Here is an 18,914-nt window from a genome sequence, read left to right on the forward strand (position 1 = left end):
GCCTGCAGGCCTGGCTCCGGATGTGCCACTATTCCCTGCACGGCGGCGGCGGCAGCCGCCGGCTGCCCGTTCGCCCAGCGCAGGAGCTGCCCGCATGCCTACCAAGAATGCCGACTCAGGCCAGCCGCGTGGCGCGCTCGGGCTGCTGGCCTGCACCGCCCTGGTGGTGGGCAATATGATCGGCTCGGGGATCTTCCTGCTGCCGGCGTCGCTGGCCGCGTTTGGCCCGATCGCCCTTGGCGGCTGGCTGCTGACCTCGCTTGGTGCGCTGATCCTGGCGATCATCTTCGGGCGCCTGTCGCAACTGGTGTGCAAGACCGGCGGCCCCTACGCCTACACCGAGGCGGGATACGGCGAGTTCGCCGGCTTCCTCATTGCCTGGGGCTACTGGATCACCCTGTGGACCGGCAACGCCGGGGTGGCCGTGGCGCTGGCCGGGTATGTCGGTTTCCTGCTGCCGGAGGTGGCGGCCTCGCCGGGCTACAGCCTGGCGGTGGCGCTGGGGGCGATCTGGCTGCTGACGCTGGTGAACATCCGCGGGGTGAAGCAGGCGGGTGTCGTGCAGGTGGTCACCACCCTGCTCAAGCTGCTGCCACTGCTGCTGATCGGCACGCTGGGCTTCTTCTGGGTCGAGGCGGCCAACTACCGGCCGTTCAACGTCAGTGGCCAGTCGGACCTGGCGGCGATCTCGGCGGCTGCCGCGCTGACCCTGTGGGCCTACCTCGGCCTGGAGTCGGCCACGGTGCCGGCCGGCGCAGTGGTCAATCCGGAACGCACCATCCCGCGGGCCACCGTGATCGGCGTGCTGCTGGCGGCGGCGGTGTATATCTCGGTGACCACGGTGGCGATCGGCGTGCTGCCCTCGACCACCCTGGCGGCCTCGGCGGCGCCACTGGCGGACGTCGCCAGCGCCATGTGGGGGCCGGGCTGGGGGCTGCTGATCGCCCTCGGTGCGGTGATCGCCACCTTCGGCACGCTCAACGGCTTCACCCTGCTGACCGGCCAGGTGCCGTATGGTGCGGCGCTGGACCGGGTGTTCCCGGCCAGCCTGGGGCGCTTGTCGCGCTTCGGCACGCCGGCCAACGCGCTGGTGTTCTCCAACCTGCTGGCGTCGATCCTGGTGATCATGAACTTCTCCCACGGGCTGGTCGGGGCCTTCAACGCGATCATCCTGCTGGCGGTGATGTCCAGCCTGCTGCCCTATGCGCTGTGCGCCTTTGCCGAACTGCTGATCCGCCTCAAGGGTGGCCCGGGGCTGCGTGGCGCGGCGCTGGCCAAGGTCGCGCTGCTGGGCAGCCTCGGCTTTGTCTATTCCGGCTGGGCGCTGTTCGGCGCCGGCGCGCAGACGGTGTTCCTCGGCACCTTGCTGATCCTCGGCGGGGTGCCGCTGCACATCTGGATGCAATGGCGCAACGCGCGGGACGACCAGGCTACAGCCAGCCCAGGCGCCTGAAGTTGGTGTACAGCCCGCAGCAGCCGGCGGTGATGATGCCGAGCACGCCGAAGTAGCCGTAGTGCCAGCCCAGCTCGGGCATGTTCTGGAAGTTCATCCCGTAGATCCCGGCCACCGCGGTGGGGAAGGCCAGGATCGCCGCCCAGGCGGCGAACTTGCGCTGCACCACGCTCTGCCGCGAGGACTCCAGCAGCAGGCCGATCTCGATGGTCTGGCTGGCAATGTCGCGCAGGTTGGTCAGGTCTTCGAGCAGGCGGTTGACGTGGATCGCCACGTCGCGGAAGTACGGGCGCATGTTCTTGTCGATGAACGGGAAGCTCAGGCTCTGCAGCTCCTGGCAGATCTCCACCAGTGGCGCCACGTGCCGGCGCAGGCGCAGCAGGTCGCGGCGCAGGCCATGGATGCGCTCGATGTCGTTCGCGCTGAGGGACCGGCTGAGGACGTTTTGCTCCAGCTCCTCGATTTCCGCGTGGATCTGCTCAGTCAGCGGGCGGTAGTTTTCGACGACGAAGCTGAGCAGGGCATACAGCACGAAGTCCTCGCCGTGGGCCAGCAGCAGCGGTCGCGCCTCGCAACTGCGGCGCACCAGCGAGTAGGGCGACGAGTCGCCGTAGCGCGCACTGATGATGTAGCCCTTGCCGGCGAACAGGTGGGTCTCGACGAAGTCCAGCTTGCCGGCGTTGCGCACCGGGGCGTAGAGCACCATGAACAGGGCGTCGCCGAAGGTTTCCAGTTTCGGCCGGCTGTGCTGCTGCAGCGCATCGCTGATGGCCAGCTCATGCAGGCCGAACTGCTGCTGCAGGCTGTGCAGTTCGGCCGGGTCCGGCTGCTGCAGGCCGATCCAGACGAAGTGCTCCGGCTGCGCGGCCCAGTGGCTGCCCTCGCTGAGCGCGATATCGCGGACTTTCTTGCCCTGGCTGTACACCGCGGCGGCGACCAGTCGTCCCATGCTGCAACTCCGTTGGCTGATGTTACCCGTTGCTCAGGGCCGCGGCGCGGTGTGGCGAATCTCGTCGACGGCGGTCGGGCTGTCCATCGGCGTGAGGAAGATGCGGTACTTCGGCCCGGACTGGCCGATGGTCATGTCATCCAGCTGGTACTGCACGTCGAGCTTGAGGTACTTGATCTCGCCGGGGGCGATGCTGACGTCCTGGCGGATATCGGCAACTTCCCAGTTGGCCGGCGCGACCAGGCCGGTAACCACGATGCTGTGGCGGCCGGCAGCGAGGTCGACGTTGAAATACTGGTTGAACTCGAGGACGCCGACGCTGCGGCCATCCACCAGGATCACCGGGTAGGCGCGGCGCAGCGGTTGCAGGCCCGGGTTGTCGGCCGGCGGCCGGTACAGGTAGAGCATGCCGCGTTCGGCCGATGTCGGCGGCACCGGGGTGAAGTAGTTCGGGCTGCCGGCACAGGCGGCCAGCAGCAACAGGGCGGGCAGGAGCAGCAGGCGCACAAGGAGTTTGGCCATGGGGTACACCAGTCAGGAGCGGATAGGCTTGGAACAGCAGGCGTCGATTTGCAGTGTAACCGAGGCGCGTGGCCTCGGGCCGTTGGCTTCGGCCCGTAGGGTGGGCTTCAGCCCACCAATTAGGCCTCCACCCTGCGGTTTGCCGGCTACAACGCTTCCAGCTTGGCATAACCGAGCATCAGCCACTTGCTGCCCTCGCTGGCGAAATTCACCTGCACCCGTGCCTGCGCGCCGGCGCCCTCGAAGTTGAGGATCACGCCGTCGCCAAACAGGCTGTGGCGCACGGCCTGGCCGAGGTGGAAGGCGGTCTCGGGAATATCGCTGCCGGCAAACAGCTGGCTGTCGCGCATGCCGGTGCTGCGCGTGCTGCTGAACGGGCGCTGCACGCTGTTGGCGAGGCGCACTTCCTGGATCAGCGCCGGCGGGATCTCGCGGACGAAGCGCGACACCTTGTTGAACGTCTCGCTGCCATACAGACGGCGGGTTTCCGCGTAGCTCAGGACCAGGTGCTGCATGGCGCGGGTGATGCCGACATAGGCCAGGCGGCGCTCCTCTTCCAGCCGGCCGGGCTCCTCCAGGCTCATCTTGTGCGGGAACAGGCCCTCTTCCATGCCGACCAGGAACACCTTGGGAAACTCCAGGCCCTTGGCGCTGTGCAGGGTCATCAGCTGCACGCTGTCCTCGTGCTCGGCGGCCTGGGTCTCGCCGGCTTCCAGCGAGGCGTGGCCGAGGAAGGCCTGCAGCGGCGACAGCTCCTCTTCCTCGCTGCCGTTCTCGAAGGCGCGCGCGGCGCTGACCAGTTCCTCGAGGTTTTCCGCGCGGGCCTGGCCCTTCTCGCCCTTTTCTTCCTTGTGGAAGGTCAACAGGCCGCTCTGCTCGATGACCGTCTGCGTCAGCAGGTGCAGCGGCATGCCCGGCACCCGCGCCGCGAGGTGTTCCAGCAGCTCGACAAAGCCGTTCAGCGCGCTGGCGGCGCGGCCGGGCAGGGCCTTGTGCGCGAGCATCTGGCGGATCGATTCCCACAGCGACAGGTCATGAGCGCGGGCAAACTCGCGGATGCTCTCGACAGTCTTCTCGCCGATGCCGCGCGGCGGCAGGTTGATCACCCGCTCCAGCGCCGCGTCGTTGCCCCGCCCGTCGAGCAGGCGCAGGTAGGCCATGGCGTTCTTGATCTCGGCGCGCTCGAAGAAGCGCTGGCCGCCGTAGATGCGGTAGGGAATGCGCTCGCGCAGCAGGGCTTCCTCGAGTACCCGCGATTGCGCGTTGGAGCGATACAGGATGGCGATCTCGCTGCGCCTGAGGCCGTCCTTGCGCAGCGCCTCGCCGATCGACTCGACCACGTAGCGCGCTTCGTCGTATTCGTTGAAGGCGGCGTACAGGCTGATCGGCTCGCCGTGCTCGCCCTCGGTCCAGAGTTCCTTGCCCAGCCGGCCCTGGTTGTTGGCGATCAGCGCATTGGCCGCCTTGAGGATGCCGGCGGTGGAGCGGTAGTTCTGCTCCAGGCGGATGGTCTGCACATCGCTGAAGTCGCGGCTGTACTGGTGAATATTCTCGATTTTGGCACCACGCCAGCCGTAGATTGACTGGTCGTCATCGCCGACCACCATCAGGCTCGCGCCGCCCTGGGCCAGCAGGCGCAGCCAGGCGTACTGCACGGCGTTGGTGTCCTGGAACTCGTCGACCAGTACATGGCGGAAGCGCCGCTGGTAATGCTCGAGCAGGCCCGGCTGGTCGCGCCACAGGTCCAGCGCGCGCAGCAGCAGCTCGGCAAAGTCGATCACCCCGGCGCGCACGCAGGCGGCCTCGTAGGCGCTGTAGATCTTCAGCATGGTGGCGAGGAACAGGTCGCCGCCGGCCTGGATATGCCGGGGCCGCAAGCCCTCGTCTTTTTGCCCGTTGATGAACCACTGCGCCTGGCGCGCCGGCCAGCGCTGCTCGTCGAGGCCGAGGTCGCGGATCACCCGCTTGACCAGGCGCTGCTGGTCGTCGGAATCGAGGATCTGGAAATTCTCCGCCAGTCCGGCTTCCTGCCAGTGCGCGCGCAGCAGGCGGTGCGCCAGCCCGTGGAAGGTGCCGACCCACATGCCCTGCGGGTTGATGCCCAGCAGCTGTTCGATGCGCACGCGCATCTCGGCGGCGGCCTTGTTGGTGAAGGTCACCGACAGGATGCTGTGCGGCGAGGCGTGCTCGACCTCGATCAGCCAGGCGATGCGGTGCACCAGCACGCGGGTCTTGCCCGAGCCGGCGCCGGCCAGCACCAGCTGGCGGCCAAGCGGCGCGGCCACGGCTTCACGCTGGGCCTCGTTGAGGGAGTTGAGCAGGTAGGAAATATCGTCGCGCATGCTGCGCATTCTATGGTCTGGAACGGCGATCTGTCTTGGCCTTGATACGCCGCACACCTGCCCCGTCGTCCGGCGCACATCCGCTTTTGGGCTTCGGCGCTGTGCACCTCAACCCAACCTACAGCCGCAGAAGCACCCCATAGGTTGTGGTTGAGCGCAGCATTTGCCGCGCACCATACCTGTTGGGCTTCACCGCGTTGCGGCTCAACCACAACCTAAGGAGTAAGGGCAGGGAAGGGCGAACCTAGACTGTCGATCGCCCGCTGCATGCGCGCCAGCGCCTCGTCGAGCAGCACCGGCGGCAGGGCGAAATTCAGCCGCAGGTAACCGGGGCTGCCGAACGCGGTGCCGTCGGACAGGCCGACGCCATGCTCCTCGAACCAGCGGCCCGGATTGCCCACGCGCCCAGCCAACGCGCGGGCGTCGATCCAGGTCAGGTAGGTCACCTGTGGATGGGTGTGCGCCAGCCCCATGCGCTCCAGCGCGGCGGAGACCTTGTCGCGGTTCTCGCGCAGCTGCGCCAGCAGCGCCTGGCGCCAGTCCTCGGCGTCGCCGAGGGTGGCCTGCAGCGCGGTATAGCTGAAGCCGCAGGGCTCCGGCACCAGCCGCTGCATGGCCGCGCGAAAGCGCTGGCGCAGGGCGCTGTCCGGAATGATCGCCCAGGCGATGCCGAGCCCGGCCAGGTTGTAGGTCTTGCCCGGGCCGTGCAGGGTGATGCTGCGCTGGAGCAGCGCCGGCGAGCGCTCGGCCATGACCCGGGCAAACGGCAGGTGCGGCGTATGGCCGTCGAGGATCAGGTCGGCATGCACCTCGTCGGAACAGACGTAGAGGTCATGGCGTTCGCAGAAGGCCGCCAGCTGATCCAGTTCGGCGCGGCTGAACAGGCGGCCGATCGGGTTGTGCGGATGGCACAGCAGCAGCAGGCGCGCGGCCGGCTGGTCGGCGGCGCTGACGGCCTGCTCCAGGGCGGCGAAATCGATGGCGAATTCGGTGCCGGCGGCGTTGCTGGTCTGCAGCGGAATGTTCAGCGGGCTGCGTCCCTGCAGTTCCGCCGCGTGCAGGAACGGCGGATACACCGGGGAAAACGCGATCACCCGCTCGCCCGGCGCACAGCAGGCCTTCACCGCCAGGTTCAGGCCGAGCACCAGCCCGGGCAGCCAGACGATCCACTGCGGCTCTATGGTCCAGCCATAGCGCTGGCGGTAGTCCTCGGCCAGTTGCTGCGGCAGCTCGCGCGGGGCATTCATGTAGCCGTAGTTGCCGTGCGCCACGTGCGCGGCCAGCGCGCGCTGCACGGATGGCGGCGAGGCAAAGTCCATGTCGGCGACCCACAGCGGAATCACGTCGCGGCCGCGGTACTTTTCCCATTTGCTGGCGGACCAGGCGAGGCGGTCCGCGACGCTGCTGAAATCGAAGGCTTGGCTCACGGCAACTCCAGGATGCGCAGGTCGGGCTGCCTACCCTACCCAGTCGGACGCCACGGCGGAAGCCCGGCAATGCAGCACCCGGCCCCGGCCCGCAAGCCGTGCCGGGGCCAGGCACTTTTTTATTCTTGCGCGAACAATCGAACCGTTGATCTGTGTCTATCTGCGGATTCGAGCGGCTTGTTAAGGTCGCCGCGAATTTGCCTTGCCAATGGAGAGTAACGACATGACCTTATTGTGGACGCCCGACCTGGAACTGGGGATCGGAGTTATTGATAGCCAGCACCAGCGCATCGTCGAATATATCAATCAGGTCGATCACGCCAGGCAGACCGCCAGCGCGGCCGAACTCGCGGAAGTATTGGACGAGCTCGTAGACTACACGCTGTCGCATTTCGCCTTCGAGGAAACGCTGATGGAGGAGGCGGGCTATCCGTTCATCAAGGCGCACAAGAAGGTGCACCAGTTGTTTACCAAGCGCGTGGATGCCTTCCAGCAGCGGACCAAGGCGGGCGAGGATGTCACCGAAGAGCTGCTGCATGTGCTCAAGGCCTGGCTGGTCAACCATATCAAGCGCGATGACAAGGACTATTCGGCAATCGTCATCGACAACATGGAAGCCGCCACCGAGCGGGTCAAGGCCAAGAAGGGTGGCTTCCTCAGCCGCCTGTTCAATTAACACCAGCCCCGCCACAGGGTTCCCCGCGCGCAGGAGTCAATAATGAAAATAATCTGGGGCAAGCAGTACGAAATCGGCATCGGCGTCATCGACAACCAGCACCAGCGGATTGTCGAATACATCAACGAGCTTGACCGGATCAGCAGCCTTGCCGCACCCCGGGAAGCGGTGAAGGAGGTTTTCGACAACCTGATCGACTACACTTTCTCGCACTTCGCCTTTGAAGAAGCCCTGATGGAAGAGGCGGAATATCAGGATGTCGATGTCCACCGGCTCTCCCACGAAACCTTCACCCGGCAGATCACAACCATCCAGAAGCGCTTTGACGAAGGTGACGCGGTCATCGAACAGCTGTCCGAAGTGCTCCTGCACTGGCTGCTCGTGCACATCGCCAACGACGACGTGAGCTACTGCGCGATCGTCAAGAAGAACATCGTCGGCAAGGGCGCCGAAGCCCACAAGAGCTGGGTGAGCCAGGCCGTGCGGCGCTTCTTTGCCTGATGGCGGCGGCGCTGGTTATGCGCCGCGGGGCGCGAACATGATGATGGCCATGCCGAGCAGCGCCACCGCCGAGCCGACGCAGTCCCAGGCCGTGGGGCGGATGCCCTCCACCGACCACAGCCAGAGGATGGCCACGCAGACATACACCCCGCCATAGGCCGCATAGACGCGGCCGGCCGCTGCCGGGTGCAGCGACAACAGCCAGGCGAACAGCGCCAGGCTCAGCGCCGCCGGCACCAGCAGCCAGACGCTCTTGCCCTGCTTAAGCCACAAGTACGGCAGATAGCAGCCGAGGATCTCCGCGACGGCGGTGATGACAAACAAGCCGAGGGTTTTCAGTTCGGGCATGGCGGGGGCTCGGGGTTGGCTGGAGTGGCTAAAGACTGGATTGGCTTGCCCCGCCGGGGGGGCGGGCGCGTAAAGGCGCGGAGGGAAAAAATAAAGCACGCCGACCCATTAGTGGTCTTTATTTTCCGGCATGGCCGAAGAGTGATGACTGGTGATCAGCCATTGCTGGCCATCCCATTTGTAGGTGTAAGTAAAGCGCGCGTGCACCTGGGCCCCGGTCTTGGCGAAGGTGAAGGTATACAGGCCGACATCTACCGCCGTGTTGCAGTACAGCTGGATGGTGCGCGAATCGATCTTGCCCGACGGCTGATTTTCCAGAAAGTGGTGGAAGTAATCCTCTTTCTGCTCGGGCGTCATCCGCGGCATGTTGGAGACGGTCGGCAGCAGCACCGAATCGACCGCGTAGTTGGCCACCACCCGGGACGGATCGCCAGTGAGCAAGGACTGGTTCCAGCGCTCGAACAGCTCGGCAATTTCCGCCTGACTGGTGGCCTTGCAAGTGTCGGTAAGGTTGTCGCCATTGGCCGGCGGCTGGCTGACCGGCGCCGAAGTACTGCAGCCTGCCAGCAGTAGGCTGGCGGTCAGGCTCAAGGCCAGAATTGGTTGCATCGACGTACTCCCTTCGCGTGATGGTTGCATCAACCCGGTCGGCAGGACCGGCTGCCGCAGAATAGCCACTGCACCAGAAGTCTGCCGTTTTAGCCGGGTTGTTCGCTGTGCAAGTGCCGCATCAGCAGCGCATGCTGCAGGTCGAGGTCTTCCGGCAGGGGCAGGTAGAGCACATGGCCGTCGCCGGGGGCCACGGCGGTGGCTTCGCCGCTGCCCTTTTCCAGCGTATCCAGACTGAAGTGCACGTTGCCCTGCGGGGTCATCAGTTCCAGGCGGTCGCCGACGGCGAAACGGTTCTTCACCCGGACCTCGGCCAGTGCGCCGCGGCGTTCGCCGGTCAGCTCGCCGACGAACTGCTGACGGCCGGACACCGAGCTGCCATGCAGGTAGTTCTGGTACTCGTCGTGCACATGCCGGCGCAGGAAGCCTTCGGTGTAGCCACGGTGGGCGAGGGATTCGAGGTTGTCCATCAGGCTCAGGTCGAACGGGCGGCCGGCCACCGCATCGTCGATCGCCTTGCGGTAGACCTGGGCGGTGCGCGCGCAATAGAAGTGCGATTTGGTGCGGCCCTCGATCTTCAGCGAGTGCACACCCATCTGCACCAACCGCTCGACGTGCTGCACGGCGCGCAGGTCCTTGGAGTTCATGATGTAGGTGCCGTGCTGGTCCTCGTAGGCGGACATGTACTCGCCGGGGCGGGTGCCGTCTTCCAGCAGAAACACCTGATCGGTCGGCGCACCGACGCCGAGGGTCGGCTCCACCTGTTGCACCGGGATCGGTTCGTAGCTCTGAACCGGAGAAGCATGGACTATGTCGCCGACTTCATTCTCTTTGGCTTCGTGGGTCTTGTATTCCCAGCGGCAGGCGTTGGTGCAAGTGCCCTGATTGGGGTCGCGCTTGTTGATGTAGCCGGACAGCAGGCAACGGCCGGAATAGGCCATGCACAGCGCGCCGTGGACGAACACCTCCAGCTCCATGCCCGGCACTTTCTCGCGGATCTCGCCGATCTCTTCCAGCGACAGCTCGCGCGAGAGGATGGCGCGGGTCAGCCCCTGGCGGCGCCAGAACTCGACGCTGGCCCAGTTCACCGCATTGGCCTGTACCGACAGGTGAATATGCATCTGCGGAAAGTGCTCGCGCACGAGCATGATCAGCCCTGGATCGGACATGATCAGCGCATCCGGGCCCATTGCCACCACCGGTTCGAGGTCCTTGAGGAAGGTCCGCAGCTTGGCGTTGTGCGGGGCGATGTTGACCACCACGTAGAACTGCTTGCCCTGGGCATGCGCTTCATTGATGCCGAGTGCCAGGTTGGCGTGGTCGAACTCGTTGTTGCGCACCCGCAGGCTGTAGCGCGGCTGCCCGGCGTAGACCGCGTCGGCGCCATAGGCGAAGGCGTAACGCATGTTTTTCAGGGTGCCGGCGGGGGAGAGCAGCTCGGGTTTGAACAGGGCAGACATGGCAGGACTCGGATGGCGCACGAAAGATAGGGGATTTTACGGGAAATTGCCGACGGCTGGCAGGGCAAGGCTTGCTGGCGCGGATGCGTAGGGTGGAAAACGCCGCTCGCGGCTTTTCCACCGGGTGTGCGTTGGTGGATAACGCTGCGCGGTTATCCACCCTACGGACTGCATTTACGGCATATCCGCGTATCATCCGGGCAATAGCCAATCACCCGCAGGTAGCAGCAGTGTCCAGAGTCCAGAGCAACGGTATCGAGATCGAATACGAGGAATTTGGCGACCCGCAGGCCCCGGTCATTCTGCTGATCATGGGCCTGGGCATGCAGCTGGTGGCGTGGCCCAGGCCGTTCTGCGAGATGCTCGCCGCGGCCGGGTTCCGCGTGATCCGCTTCGACAACCGCGATGTCGGCCTGTCCAGCAAGATCGAGGGCCGGCGCACGCCGAGCATGTTGCGGCTGATCATGAGCATGTTGCTGGGGCGCAAGCTGCGCCGCCCACCCTACACGCTGGACGACATGGCCGCCGACACGGTCGGCCTGCTCGCGGCGCTGGGCATCGAGCGCGCGCACATCGTCGGCGCCTCGATGGGCGGCATGATCGCCCAGACCATCGCCGCGCGCTATCCGCTGCGGGTGCTCAGCCTGACCTCGATCATGTCCACCAGCGGCGACCGCGAGGAGTCGGCCATGGAACTGCGCAACCTGCGCAAGATCTTCCTGCGCCCGCGCCCGCCCAGTGATGCCACGCGTGACGAAGTGGTCGAATACATGGCGACCACCCACGCGCTGATCGGCAGCGCCGAGCACCTGCGCGAGGTCAGCCATCTGCGCGACATGCTCAACCAGAGCTTCGAGCGCGGCTACTACCCGGCCGGCTTCATGCGCCAGGTAGCGGCGATCGTGGCGCACGGCTCGCGGCGCGCGCTGCTCCGGCAGATCCGCACGCCGACCCTGGTGATCCATGGCAAGCGCGACATCCTGGTGCCGCCGCGCGGTGGCCTCGACACTGCCGCACATATCCTCGGCGCGCGCATGGAGCTGATCGACGACATGGGCCACGACCTGCCGCCGGGCCTGTGGGGCCAGCTCAGCACGCTGATCAGCCAGCACTGCCGGCAGGCCGCGGCGGCGCCCCAGGCACAGCTCGGCGACCTCTAGGTGCTGGCTGCCACAGCCGCACCGGCGCCACGGCCGGCCACGCTGCTCCTGCTGGCGTCGCTGTACTGCGCCCAGGGCCTGCCCGCCGGGCTGCTGGCGCACTCGCTGCCGGTGCTGCTGCGCCAGCATGGCGTCGACCTGGCACTGATCAGCCTGCTCAAGCTACTGGCGCTGCCATGGATGCTCAAGGTGCTCTGGGCGCCGTGGGTCGACCGTCTGGCCTCGCGGCGCCTGGGCCATCACCGCGGCTGGATCCTGCCCTTGCAGGGGCTGGTCATCCTGAGTATCAGCAGCCTGGCGCTGCTGGCCCCGGAGCAGCTGTTCAGCCGCCAGCTGTGGTTGCTGCTCGGCCTGTTGCTGCTGGTCAACCTGGCGGCCGCGACCCAGGACGTGGCGACCGACGGCCTCACGGTACGGCTGTTGTCCGAACGCTGGCGCGGGCTGGGCAACAGCCTGCAGGTGGGCGGCTACAAGATCGGCATGCTGGCCAGCGGCAGCGGCCTGCTGCTGGCCATCGATGCGCTGGGCTGGAACCTCAGCCTGGGGATTGTCGCGTTGCTGCTGCTGGTACTCAGCCTGCCGGTCTGGCGCTTCCGCGAAAACCAGCAGCTGCCGCGTCACGCCGAACTGGCCGAACGCGGCGGGGCGGGTCTGTTGCTGCGGCATTATCGCGGCCTGCTGGCGCAACCGGGCATGCGCGGCTGGCTGGTGGTGGTGCTGACCTTCAAGCTCGGTGACGCGCTGGGCTCGCCGATGATCAAGCCGCTGCTGGTCGACCAGGGCTGGAGCAATGCGGCGCTCGGCCAGCTGACCCTGATCAGCAGCCTGGTCGGCATTGCCGGCGCGCTGCTCGGTGGCTTGCTCTATGCGCGCCTCGGCGCCTGGCGCGCGCTGCTGCTGTTCGGCCTGCTGCAGGCCGGCGGGATTGCCGCGCTGGCGCTGCTGGCGAACGCGGGCGGCGATACCGCGCTGGTCTACCTGGTCTGCCTGTTCGAGCAGGCGGCCGACGGCATGTCCACGGTGGCGTTGTTCGCGGTGATGATGAGCCACTGCCGCAGCGAGCACGAGGGTGCGGACTTCACCCTGCAGGCCTGCGTGCAACTGCTGCTGGCCGGGCTGGTCGGTGCCGGCAGCGGGGTGCTGGCCAATCTGCTCGGCTATGCGCAACTGTTCCTGCTTGCCGGCGGGCTCGGCATGGCCGGACTGGTGGTGCTGGCGCGCTACTTCCGCCAGTATCCGCAGGACCTGGTGCGCGACAATGCGCAGGCCTGATCGCGGATCATTCACCGGTCGGAAAGCTTCCCCCGGCAGATGGCGAATGGCGCCGGATAGGTTATTGTGGCACTCCAACTGCCTTTAGATTAACGCGTTGCCGGCGACTGCCGATAAGAACAATTCGAGGACTCCCCACCCGTGATCAACCAATTCCAGACCCCGCCAGTGCCGCAAACCCGCGCGTCTGCATCGCGCATTCCGATACTTGGTGCTGCTGCACTGCTCTGCTGCGGCCTGGCGCAGGCCGCCGTGTCGCCGGAGCAGGCGGCGCAGCTGGGCACCACGCTGACGCCGATCGGTGGCGAAATGGCCGGCAATGCCGATGGCAGCATCCCGCCCTATACCGGCGGCCTGCCCAAGGATTTTGCCCCGCCCGGCTACACACCCGGCGACACCATGCTGCCCGACCCGTTCGCCGGGGAAAAACCGCTGTTGGTCATCACCGGCCAGAACCTGCAGGAGCACAAGGACAAGCTGACCGCGGTGACCCAGGAGTTGCTCCGGCGCTACCCGACCTACCGGGTGGACGTCTACCCGACCCACCGCACGCCATCCCTTGCCCCGCACATCATCGAGAACGCCCGGCTCAACGCCACTGGCGCACGCACCAGCGAAGGCGGCCTGGCACTGGAAAATGCCCTGCCCGGCGTGCCTTTCCCGATCCCGACCAGCGGCTACGAAGCCATGTGGAACCACTTGTTCGGTGTCCCCGGCTATCTGGACCTGGAGATCAATACCCGCTACGAGTCGTGGAACGTCGCCTCCGACGGCACCCCGGTGCTGGCCACCAGTGGCGAGGTCTGGGGCGGCTCACCGCTGGCCACCACGGCGAGAATCCATACCCCGGTCGGGCCCAAGGATGTCTACGGGCGGATCAAGGTGAAGTACAACGCGCCGGCGCGGCGGGCCGGCGAGGCGATCATGGCGCAGGACTCGGTCAACCCGCTGGTGCAGCCACGGCGGGCCTGGCAATACCTGCCGGGACAGCGGCGGGTCAAGCTGGCGCCGGACATCGCCTACGACACGCCCAATCCGGGTACCGCCGGCAGCAGCACCTATGACGATGCCGGCATTTTCAATGGCGCCATGGACCGCTTCGACTTCAAGCTGGTGGGCAAGAAGGAGATGTACATCCCCTACAACACCTACAAGCTGAACTACGAAAAGGAGCCGGCCAGGTTCGTCACGCCGAATCACCTCAATCCGGATTTCATGCGCTGGGAGCTGCACCGGGTGTGGGTGGTGCAGGCCACCCTGAAGCCCGGCAAGCGGCACATCTACAAGACGCGGATCTTCTACCTCGACGAGGATTCCTGGCGCGCAGTGGCCTCCGACCAGTACGACATGCGCGACGGCCTCTATCGCGGCTCGTTCGGCCACGGCTCGGTGAACTGGTACATGCAGTCGGGTGCCGGCAGCAGCGTGATCTACGACCTGGTTTCCGGGGTGTACAGCGCCTCGGGGATCTTCGGACCGTTCGGCGGGATCAAGTACATCAAGCCGCTGTCCAAGGCCCAGTGGTCGCCGGAGTCGCTGGCGGGTGCCGGGATTCGCTGAGCGGACACTTCCCCTGCAGCACGCACAACGGCGCCCGCGAGGCGCCGTTTTCGTCTGTGCCGCCGGCCGGGCCGGAATCCGTCGCGAGCGCCGCAGGCTATCTATACTGGCGGTAATCCCGGAGGAGGGCTCAGCATGTTCGAGACGATGGCGGCTACCCGACTCGAGTCGCTGCACCTCGCGCAGGATCCGCGCAGCGGCTTGCGCGCGATCATTGCCATCCACAACAGCCGCCTCGGCCCGGCGCTCGGTGGCTGCCGCTTCCTGGCTTACCCCAGCGAGCAGAGCGCCCTGCAGGACGCCATGCGCCTGGCCCAGAGCATGAGCTACAAGGCCGCGCTTGCCGGCTTGCCACACGGCGGCGGCAAGGCGGTGATCCTGCGTCCGGCACATGTGGATAACCGGGCGGCGCTGTTCGAAGCCTTCGGGCGGATGGTCGAGTCGCTCGGCGGGGCCTACATCACCGCCGTCGACAGCGGCACCAGCAGTGCCGACATGGATTGCGTGGCCCAGGGCACCCAGCACGTCACCAGCACCAGCAGTGCCGGCGATCCCTCGCCATACACCGCCATGGGCGTGTTCAGCGGGATCCGCGCCACGGCCCTGGCACGCCTCGGCAGTGATGACCTGGAGGGCGTGCGCATCGCCGTGCAGGGGCTCGGCCAGGTCGGTTTTGCCCTCGCCGAGCAGCTGGCAGCGGCTGGCGCCGAGTTGCTGGTGAGTGACTACGACCAGGGCCGGGTGCAGCTGGCGGTGGAACAGCTCGGCGCCACGGCGGTGCCCAGCGCGCAGCTGATCGAGACCCCCTGCGAGATCTTCGCGCCGTGCGGGCTGGGCGGGGTGCTCAATCCGGACACGGTCGGGCGCCTGCACTGTACGGTGGTCGCCGGCGCGGCGAACAACCAGCTGTCGAGTCCGCAGATGGCCGACGAGCTGGAGGCGCGCGGGATCCTCTATGCCCCCGACTACGTGATCAATGCCGGCGGGCTGATTTATGTCTCGCTCAAGCACGGCGGCCAGCCGCTGCCGGCGATCACCGCGCACCTGGCGCGGATCGCGCTGCGCCTGACCGACATCTACGCCCACGCCCAGGCCGAGAAGCGCTCGCCGGCACGGGTTGCCGACAGCCAGGCCGAGCACCTGCTCTACGGCAACTGAGCGCGCCTGCCGGCCAGGCGACCCTGGCCCGCCGTTACCCGCGGCGGGCTGCTCCGGCACCGCCAGACGGGGTGTCGGGCATGGCTGTCCGAGGAGGTCTGTGATGCCTGCTTCGCTGAACATTCCCTACACCCGCCTGCTCGGCCCCGACGGCCAGCCCTGCGCCGAACTGCCGGCCTGGACCGCGGACAGCGCGCTGCTGGTGCGCCTCTACCGGCAGATGGTCCTGACCCGCCTGTTCGACCTCAAGGCCGTGGCCCTGCAGCGTACCGGGCGCATCGGCACCTACGCGCCGACCCTCGGCCAGGAGGCGATCGGCGTGGCCATCGGCCACCTGCTGCGCGCCGAGGACGTGCTGGTGCCGTATTACCGCGACACCGCCGTGCAGCTGCTGCGCGGCGTGCGCATGGACGAGATCCTGCTCTACTGGGGCGGCGACGAGCGCGGCAGCGCCTACGCCGATCCGGCGGCGCGCGAGGACTTCCCGCTCTGCGTGCCGATCGCCACCCAGGCCCTGCATGCCTGCGGGGTGGCCAGCGCGTTCAAGATCCGCGGCCAGCAGCGGGTCGCGCTGACCACCTGCGGCGATGGCGCCACCAGCAAGGGCGACTTCCTCGAGGCGCTGAACGTCGCCGGCGCCTGGCAGCTGCCGCTGGTGTTCGTGGTCAACAACAACCAGTACGCCATCTCGGTGCCGCGGCGCCTGCAGTGCGGCGCGCCGACCCTGGCGCAGAAGGCGCTGGGCGCCGGTTTCCCCGGCGAGCAGGTGGATGGCAACGACATCCTCGCCGTCTGCGAGCGCCTGCGCCATGCGCTGCAGCGCGCCCGCGAGGGCAAGGGGCCGCTGCTGCTGGAGTGCCTGAGCTATCGCCTCGGCGACCACACCACCGCTGACGATGCCAGCCGCTACCGCAGCGCGGCGGAAGTGAAGCAGGCCTGGGAGCAGGAGCCGATCAAGCGCCTGCAGACCTTCCTCGCCAGTCGCGGGCTGTGGGACGAGGGCCGCGAGCAGGCGCTGGTCGGCGAATGCCAGGCGCAACTGGAAGAGGCCGTGGCCCGCTTCGAGGCGACACCGCCGCAGGGCCCGGAATCGCTGCTCGAACACGTTTACGCACAGTGGCCGGCGGCGCTGGCCGAACAGCGCGAGCAGCTGCTCGAGCGCGCCGCACGGCGGGCCACGGAGGTGCGCCATGGCTGAGCAGAAATACGCCCTGCTGGAGGCGGTCAACCTGGCGCTGCACCGGGCCATGCAGGAGGACGCCAACGTGGTAGTGCTCGGCGAGGATGTCGGCGTGAATGGCGGGGTGTTCCGTGCCACCGCCGGGCTGCGCGAGGCCTTCGGCTTCAAGCGGGTGATCGACACCCCGCTGGCGGAAACCATGATCGCCGGGCTGGCGGTGGGCATGGCCGCGCAGGGCCTCAAGCCGGTGCTGGAAATCCAGTTCCTCGGCTTCATCTACGCCGCCATGGAGCAGCTGGTGTCGCATGCCAGCCGCCTGCGCAATCGCAGCCGCGGGCGCCTCAGTTGCCCGCTGGTGCTGCGCAGCCCGATGGGTGCCGGGATTCGCGCGCCGGAGCACCACAGCGAAAGCACCGAGGCGCTGTTTGCGCATATTCCCGGGCTGCGCGTGGTCATCCCGTCGTCGCCGGCGCGCGCCTATGGCCTGCTGCTGGCGGCGATCGACGATCCCGATCCGGTGCTGTTCCTCGAACCGACCCGGCTGTACCGGATGAACCCGCAACCGCTGGCCGATGACGGTCGCCGACTGCCGCTGGACAGCTGCTTCACCCTGCGCGAGGGCAGCGACCTGACCCTGGTCAGCTGGGGCGCGAGCATCCACGAAAGCCTGCAGGCGGTGGCGCGGCTGGCCGAGCAGGGCGTGTCAGTGGAGCTGATCGACGTCGCCAGCATCAAGCCGCTGGACCTGGCGACGCTGGAGGCTTCGGTGCGCAAGACCGGGCGCTGCGTGATCGTGCATGAGGCGCCGCGTACTGGCGGGGTCGGCGCGGAAATCGCCGCCAGTCTCTACGAACGCGTGCTGCTTGATCTGCAGGCGCCGATCCAGCGGGTCGCCGCGCCGGACATCCCGCCGCCGCTGTACCGCCTGGAGCAGCTGTACATTCCCAGCGTCGAGGACATCCTCGCGGCCTGCGAGGCGACGCTGAATTACGCCTGAGCGACCCGGACCTGTAGGAGCCAGCTTGCTGGCGATCCGCTGCCTGGATACCGCGATCGCCAGCAAGCTGGCTCCTACACAAGCAGGCGGAGCCTGAGGCTCTGCCCGGCGAATGAACATGGAGAACAACAATGAAATATTTCAAACTGCCCGACCTCGGCGAGGGCCTGCAGGAAGCCGAGATCGTCGAGTGGCACGTCCAGGCCGGCGACACGGTCAAGGCCGACCAGTTGCTGGTCGCGGTGGAGACCGCCAAGGCCATCGTCGAGATCCCGGCACCCTATGCCGGGGTGGTGGCCAAGTGCTTCGGCGTTGCCGGCGACATCCTGCATGTCGGCGAACCGCTGCTGGCCTACGAGGGCGAGGACGATGCTGGCACCGTGGTCGGGCGCCTGGAAGGCGGCGACGGCAGCCAGGCCGACAGCTTCTGCGTCGGCGCCGCGCCGTCGACCCGCGAGCACCTGGCGCCGCGCGCCACCCCGGCGGTGCGCCTGCTGGCGCGCCAGCTCGGCGTCGAACTGGGCAGCCTGAGCGGCAGCGGCGCCGCCGGCCTGGTCACCCGCGCCGATGTCGAGGCGGCGGCGCAGACCAGCCGCGACAAGTTCGGTGGCGAGAAACTGCGCGGGGTGCGCCGCAGCATGGCGCTGAACATGGCGCGCGCGCATGCCGAGGTGGTGCCGGTGATGATCGTCGGCGACGCCGACCTGCACCGCTGGCCGGCGCCGCGCGACCCGCTGGTGCGCATCGCCCAGGCGATTGCCGTCGCCTGCCGCGCCGAGCCGCTGCTCAACAGCTGGTTCGACGGGCGCAGCCTGACCCTGCGCCGGCATGCGCAGCTGGACCTGGGCATCGCCGTGGATACCCCGGACGGGCTGTTTGTGCCGGTGCTGCGCAATGTCGGCGCGCGCTCGGCGGAAGACCTGCGCCAGGGCGTCGAACGCCTGCGCGCCGACGTGCGCGCGCGCTCGATCCCGCCGCAGGAGATGATGGGCGCGACCCTGACCCTGTCCAACTTCGGCAGCCTGTTCGGCCGCTACGCCAACCCGGTCGTGGTGCCGCCGCAGGTGGCGATCCTCGGCGCCGGCGGCATCCGCGACGAGGTGGTCGCCTGGGACGGCAAGCCGGCGGTGCACCCGATCCTGCCGCTGTCGCTGACCTTCGACCACCGGGTGGCCACCGGCGGCGAGGCGGCGCGCTTCCTCAAGGCGCTGGTCGACGCGCTGGAGCAGCCCGAGGCCTGACTGGCAGGGCCTCTGATTGCTGCACGGTTAGCGGTTGCCGGGCGTCCGGCTGTTGTAGG

The 18,914-nt window shown here is 67.5% G+C and carries 17 protein-coding genes; 10 read left to right on the forward strand and 7 right to left on the reverse strand.

The features are described from left to right. Nucleotides 1-94 precede the first annotated feature (94 nt). A complete protein-coding gene (locus tag ISX93_RS02360) occupies nt 95-1,453 on the forward strand; it encodes an amino acid permease (protein ID WP_195777077.1) in 1,359 nt (452 codons plus the stop codon). Here ISX93_RS02360 and ISX93_RS02365 read toward each other — a convergent pair. The 4 genes from ISX93_RS02365 to ISX93_RS02380 all read right to left on the reverse strand — a co-directional run bounded on the left by ISX93_RS02365 (nt 1,431) and on the right by ISX93_RS02380 (nt 6,693). Then, nucleotides 1,431-2,402: a magnesium and cobalt transport protein CorA gene (locus tag ISX93_RS02365; RefSeq protein WP_195777078.1), complete on the reverse strand. Its 972-nt coding sequence runs from the start codon at nt 2,400-2,402 to the stop codon at nt 1,431-1,433. The two genes, ISX93_RS02360 and ISX93_RS02365, sit on opposite strands and share 23 nt — an antisense overlap. Before the next feature lie 33 nt (nt 2,403-2,435). Further along, entirely contained in the window at nt 2,436-2,924 is a 489-nt protein-coding gene (locus ISX93_RS02370; RefSeq protein WP_195777079.1) for a hypothetical protein, read from the reverse strand. A 146-nt stretch (nt 2,925-3,070) separates the two neighbouring features. Next, nucleotides 3,071-5,266 carry a DNA helicase II gene (gene uvrD, locus ISX93_RS02375; RefSeq protein ID WP_195777080.1) on the reverse strand — a complete coding sequence of 732 codons (2,196 nt, stop codon included), beginning with the start codon at nt 5,264-5,266 and terminating at the stop codon, nt 3,071-3,073. A 215-nt stretch (nt 5,267-5,481) separates the two neighbouring features. Further along, a complete protein-coding gene (locus tag ISX93_RS02380; RefSeq protein WP_195777081.1) occupies nt 5,482-6,693 on the reverse strand; it encodes a MalY/PatB family protein in 1,212 nt (403 codons plus the stop codon). Nucleotides 6,694-6,916: 223 nt separating this feature from the next. Here ISX93_RS02380 and ISX93_RS02385 point away from each other — a divergent pair, with 223 nt between their 5' ends. Next, a complete protein-coding gene (locus tag ISX93_RS02385) occupies nt 6,917-7,369 on the forward strand; it encodes a bacteriohemerythrin (RefSeq protein WP_195777082.1) in 453 nt (150 codons plus the stop codon). A gap of 42 nt (nt 7,370-7,411) precedes the next feature. Next, on the forward strand, nt 7,412-7,870 hold the full coding sequence (locus ISX93_RS02390) for a bacteriohemerythrin (protein WP_195777083.1): 459 nt from the start codon (nt 7,412-7,414) through the stop codon (nt 7,868-7,870). A 15-nt stretch (nt 7,871-7,885) separates the two neighbouring features. Here ISX93_RS02390 and ISX93_RS02395 read toward each other — a convergent pair whose 3' ends face one another. From ISX93_RS02395 to trhP, 3 genes are all read right to left on the reverse strand, one after another. After that, nucleotides 7,886-8,218 carry a YnfA family protein gene (locus ISX93_RS02395; protein ID WP_195777084.1) on the reverse strand — a complete coding sequence of 111 codons (333 nt, stop codon included), beginning with the start codon at nt 8,216-8,218 and terminating at the stop codon, nt 7,886-7,888. 108 nt (nt 8,219-8,326) lie between these two features. Next, on the reverse strand, nt 8,327-8,827 hold the full coding sequence (locus tag ISX93_RS02400) for an SgcJ/EcaC family oxidoreductase (RefSeq protein ID WP_195777085.1): 501 nt from the start codon (nt 8,825-8,827) through the stop codon (nt 8,327-8,329). Between the two features lie 89 nt (nt 8,828-8,916). Beyond that, entirely contained in the window at nt 8,917-10,287 is a 1,371-nt protein-coding gene (trhP, locus tag ISX93_RS02405; RefSeq protein WP_219840972.1) for a prephenate-dependent tRNA uridine(34) hydroxylase TrhP, read from the reverse strand. A gap of 230 nt (nt 10,288-10,517) precedes the next feature. Between trhP and ISX93_RS02410 the strand changes: the two genes are divergently transcribed. The 7 genes from ISX93_RS02410 to ISX93_RS02440 all read left to right on the forward strand — a co-directional run bounded on the left by ISX93_RS02410 (nt 10,518) and on the right by ISX93_RS02440 (nt 18,855). Beyond that, nucleotides 10,518-11,447 (forward strand): alpha/beta fold hydrolase, encoded by a 930-nt coding sequence (locus tag ISX93_RS02410; protein ID WP_219840973.1) that lies wholly within the window; start codon nt 10,518-10,520, stop codon nt 11,445-11,447. Next, nucleotides 11,448-12,719 carry an MFS transporter gene (locus tag ISX93_RS02415; protein ID WP_308705272.1) on the forward strand — a complete coding sequence of 424 codons (1,272 nt, stop codon included), beginning with the start codon at nt 11,448-11,450 and terminating at the stop codon, nt 12,717-12,719. A gap of 144 nt (nt 12,720-12,863) precedes the next feature. Further along, nucleotides 12,864-14,279: a DUF1329 domain-containing protein gene (locus tag ISX93_RS02420; protein ID WP_374987647.1), complete on the forward strand. Its 1,416-nt coding sequence runs from the start codon at nt 12,864-12,866 to the stop codon at nt 14,277-14,279. A gap of 135 nt (nt 14,280-14,414) precedes the next feature. Next, nucleotides 14,415-15,437 carry a Leu/Phe/Val dehydrogenase gene (locus ISX93_RS02425; RefSeq protein WP_195777087.1) on the forward strand — a complete coding sequence of 341 codons (1,023 nt, stop codon included), beginning with the start codon at nt 14,415-14,417 and terminating at the stop codon, nt 15,435-15,437. Nucleotides 15,438-15,540: 103 nt separating this feature from the next. Then, entirely contained in the window at nt 15,541-16,635 is a 1,095-nt protein-coding gene (gene pdhA, locus ISX93_RS02430; protein WP_229731974.1) for a pyruvate dehydrogenase (acetyl-transferring) E1 component subunit alpha, read from the forward strand. Then, complete coding sequence (locus tag ISX93_RS02435) at nt 16,628-17,614, forward strand: alpha-ketoacid dehydrogenase subunit beta (protein WP_195777089.1); 987 nt, start codon at nt 16,628-16,630, stop codon at nt 17,612-17,614. Before pdhA ends, ISX93_RS02435 begins: the two co-directional genes overlap by 8 nt. Nucleotides 17,615-17,745: 131 nt before the next feature. Continuing rightward, nucleotides 17,746-18,855 (forward strand): dihydrolipoamide acetyltransferase family protein, encoded by a 1,110-nt coding sequence (locus ISX93_RS02440; protein WP_195777090.1) that lies wholly within the window; start codon nt 17,746-17,748, stop codon nt 18,853-18,855. The last annotated feature ends 59 nt before the right edge of the window (nt 18,856-18,914 follow it).

This window comes from Pseudomonas sp. N040 (genome assembly GCF_015637705.1).
GTDB lineage: Bacteria > Pseudomonadota > Gammaproteobacteria > Pseudomonadales > Pseudomonadaceae > Aquipseudomonas.

Bases quoted from the DNA above. Each gene is read 5' to 3' on its own strand.
- ISX93_RS02360 (WP_195777077.1), top strand. From the start codon at position 95: ATGCCTACCAAGAATGCCGACTCAGGCCAGCCGCGTGGCGCGCTCGGG.
- ISX93_RS02365 (WP_195777078.1), bottom strand. From the start codon at position 2,402: ATGGGACGACTGGTCGCCGCCGCGGTGTACAGCCAGGGCAAGAAAGTC.
- ISX93_RS02370 (WP_195777079.1), bottom strand. From the start codon at position 2,924: ATGGCCAAACTCCTTGTGCGCCTGCTGCTCCTGCCCGCCCTGTTGCTG.
- uvrD (WP_195777080.1), bottom strand. From the start codon at position 5,266: ATGCGCGACGATATTTCCTACCTGCTCAACTCCCTCAACGAGGCCCAG.
- ISX93_RS02385 (WP_195777082.1), top strand. From the start codon at position 6,917: ATGACCTTATTGTGGACGCCCGACCTGGAACTGGGGATCGGAGTTATT.
- ISX93_RS02390 (WP_195777083.1), top strand. From the start codon at position 7,412: ATGAAAATAATCTGGGGCAAGCAGTACGAAATCGGCATCGGCGTCATC.
- ISX93_RS02395 (WP_195777084.1), bottom strand. From the start codon at position 8,218: ATGCCCGAACTGAAAACCCTCGGCTTGTTTGTCATCACCGCCGTCGCG.
- ISX93_RS02400 (WP_195777085.1), bottom strand. From the start codon at position 8,827: ATGCAACCAATTCTGGCCTTGAGCCTGACCGCCAGCCTACTGCTGGCA.
- trhP (WP_219840972.1), bottom strand. From the start codon at position 10,287: ATGTCTGCCCTGTTCAAACCCGAGCTGCTCTCCCCCGCCGGCACCCTG.
- ISX93_RS02425 (WP_195777087.1), top strand. From the start codon at position 14,415: ATGTTCGAGACGATGGCGGCTACCCGACTCGAGTCGCTGCACCTCGCG.
- pdhA (WP_229731974.1), top strand. From the start codon at position 15,541: ATGCCTGCTTCGCTGAACATTCCCTACACCCGCCTGCTCGGCCCCGAC.
- ISX93_RS02435 (WP_195777089.1), top strand. From the start codon at position 16,628: ATGGCTGAGCAGAAATACGCCCTGCTGGAGGCGGTCAACCTGGCGCTG.
- ISX93_RS02440 (WP_195777090.1), top strand. From the start codon at position 17,746: ATGAAATATTTCAAACTGCCCGACCTCGGCGAGGGCCTGCAGGAAGCC.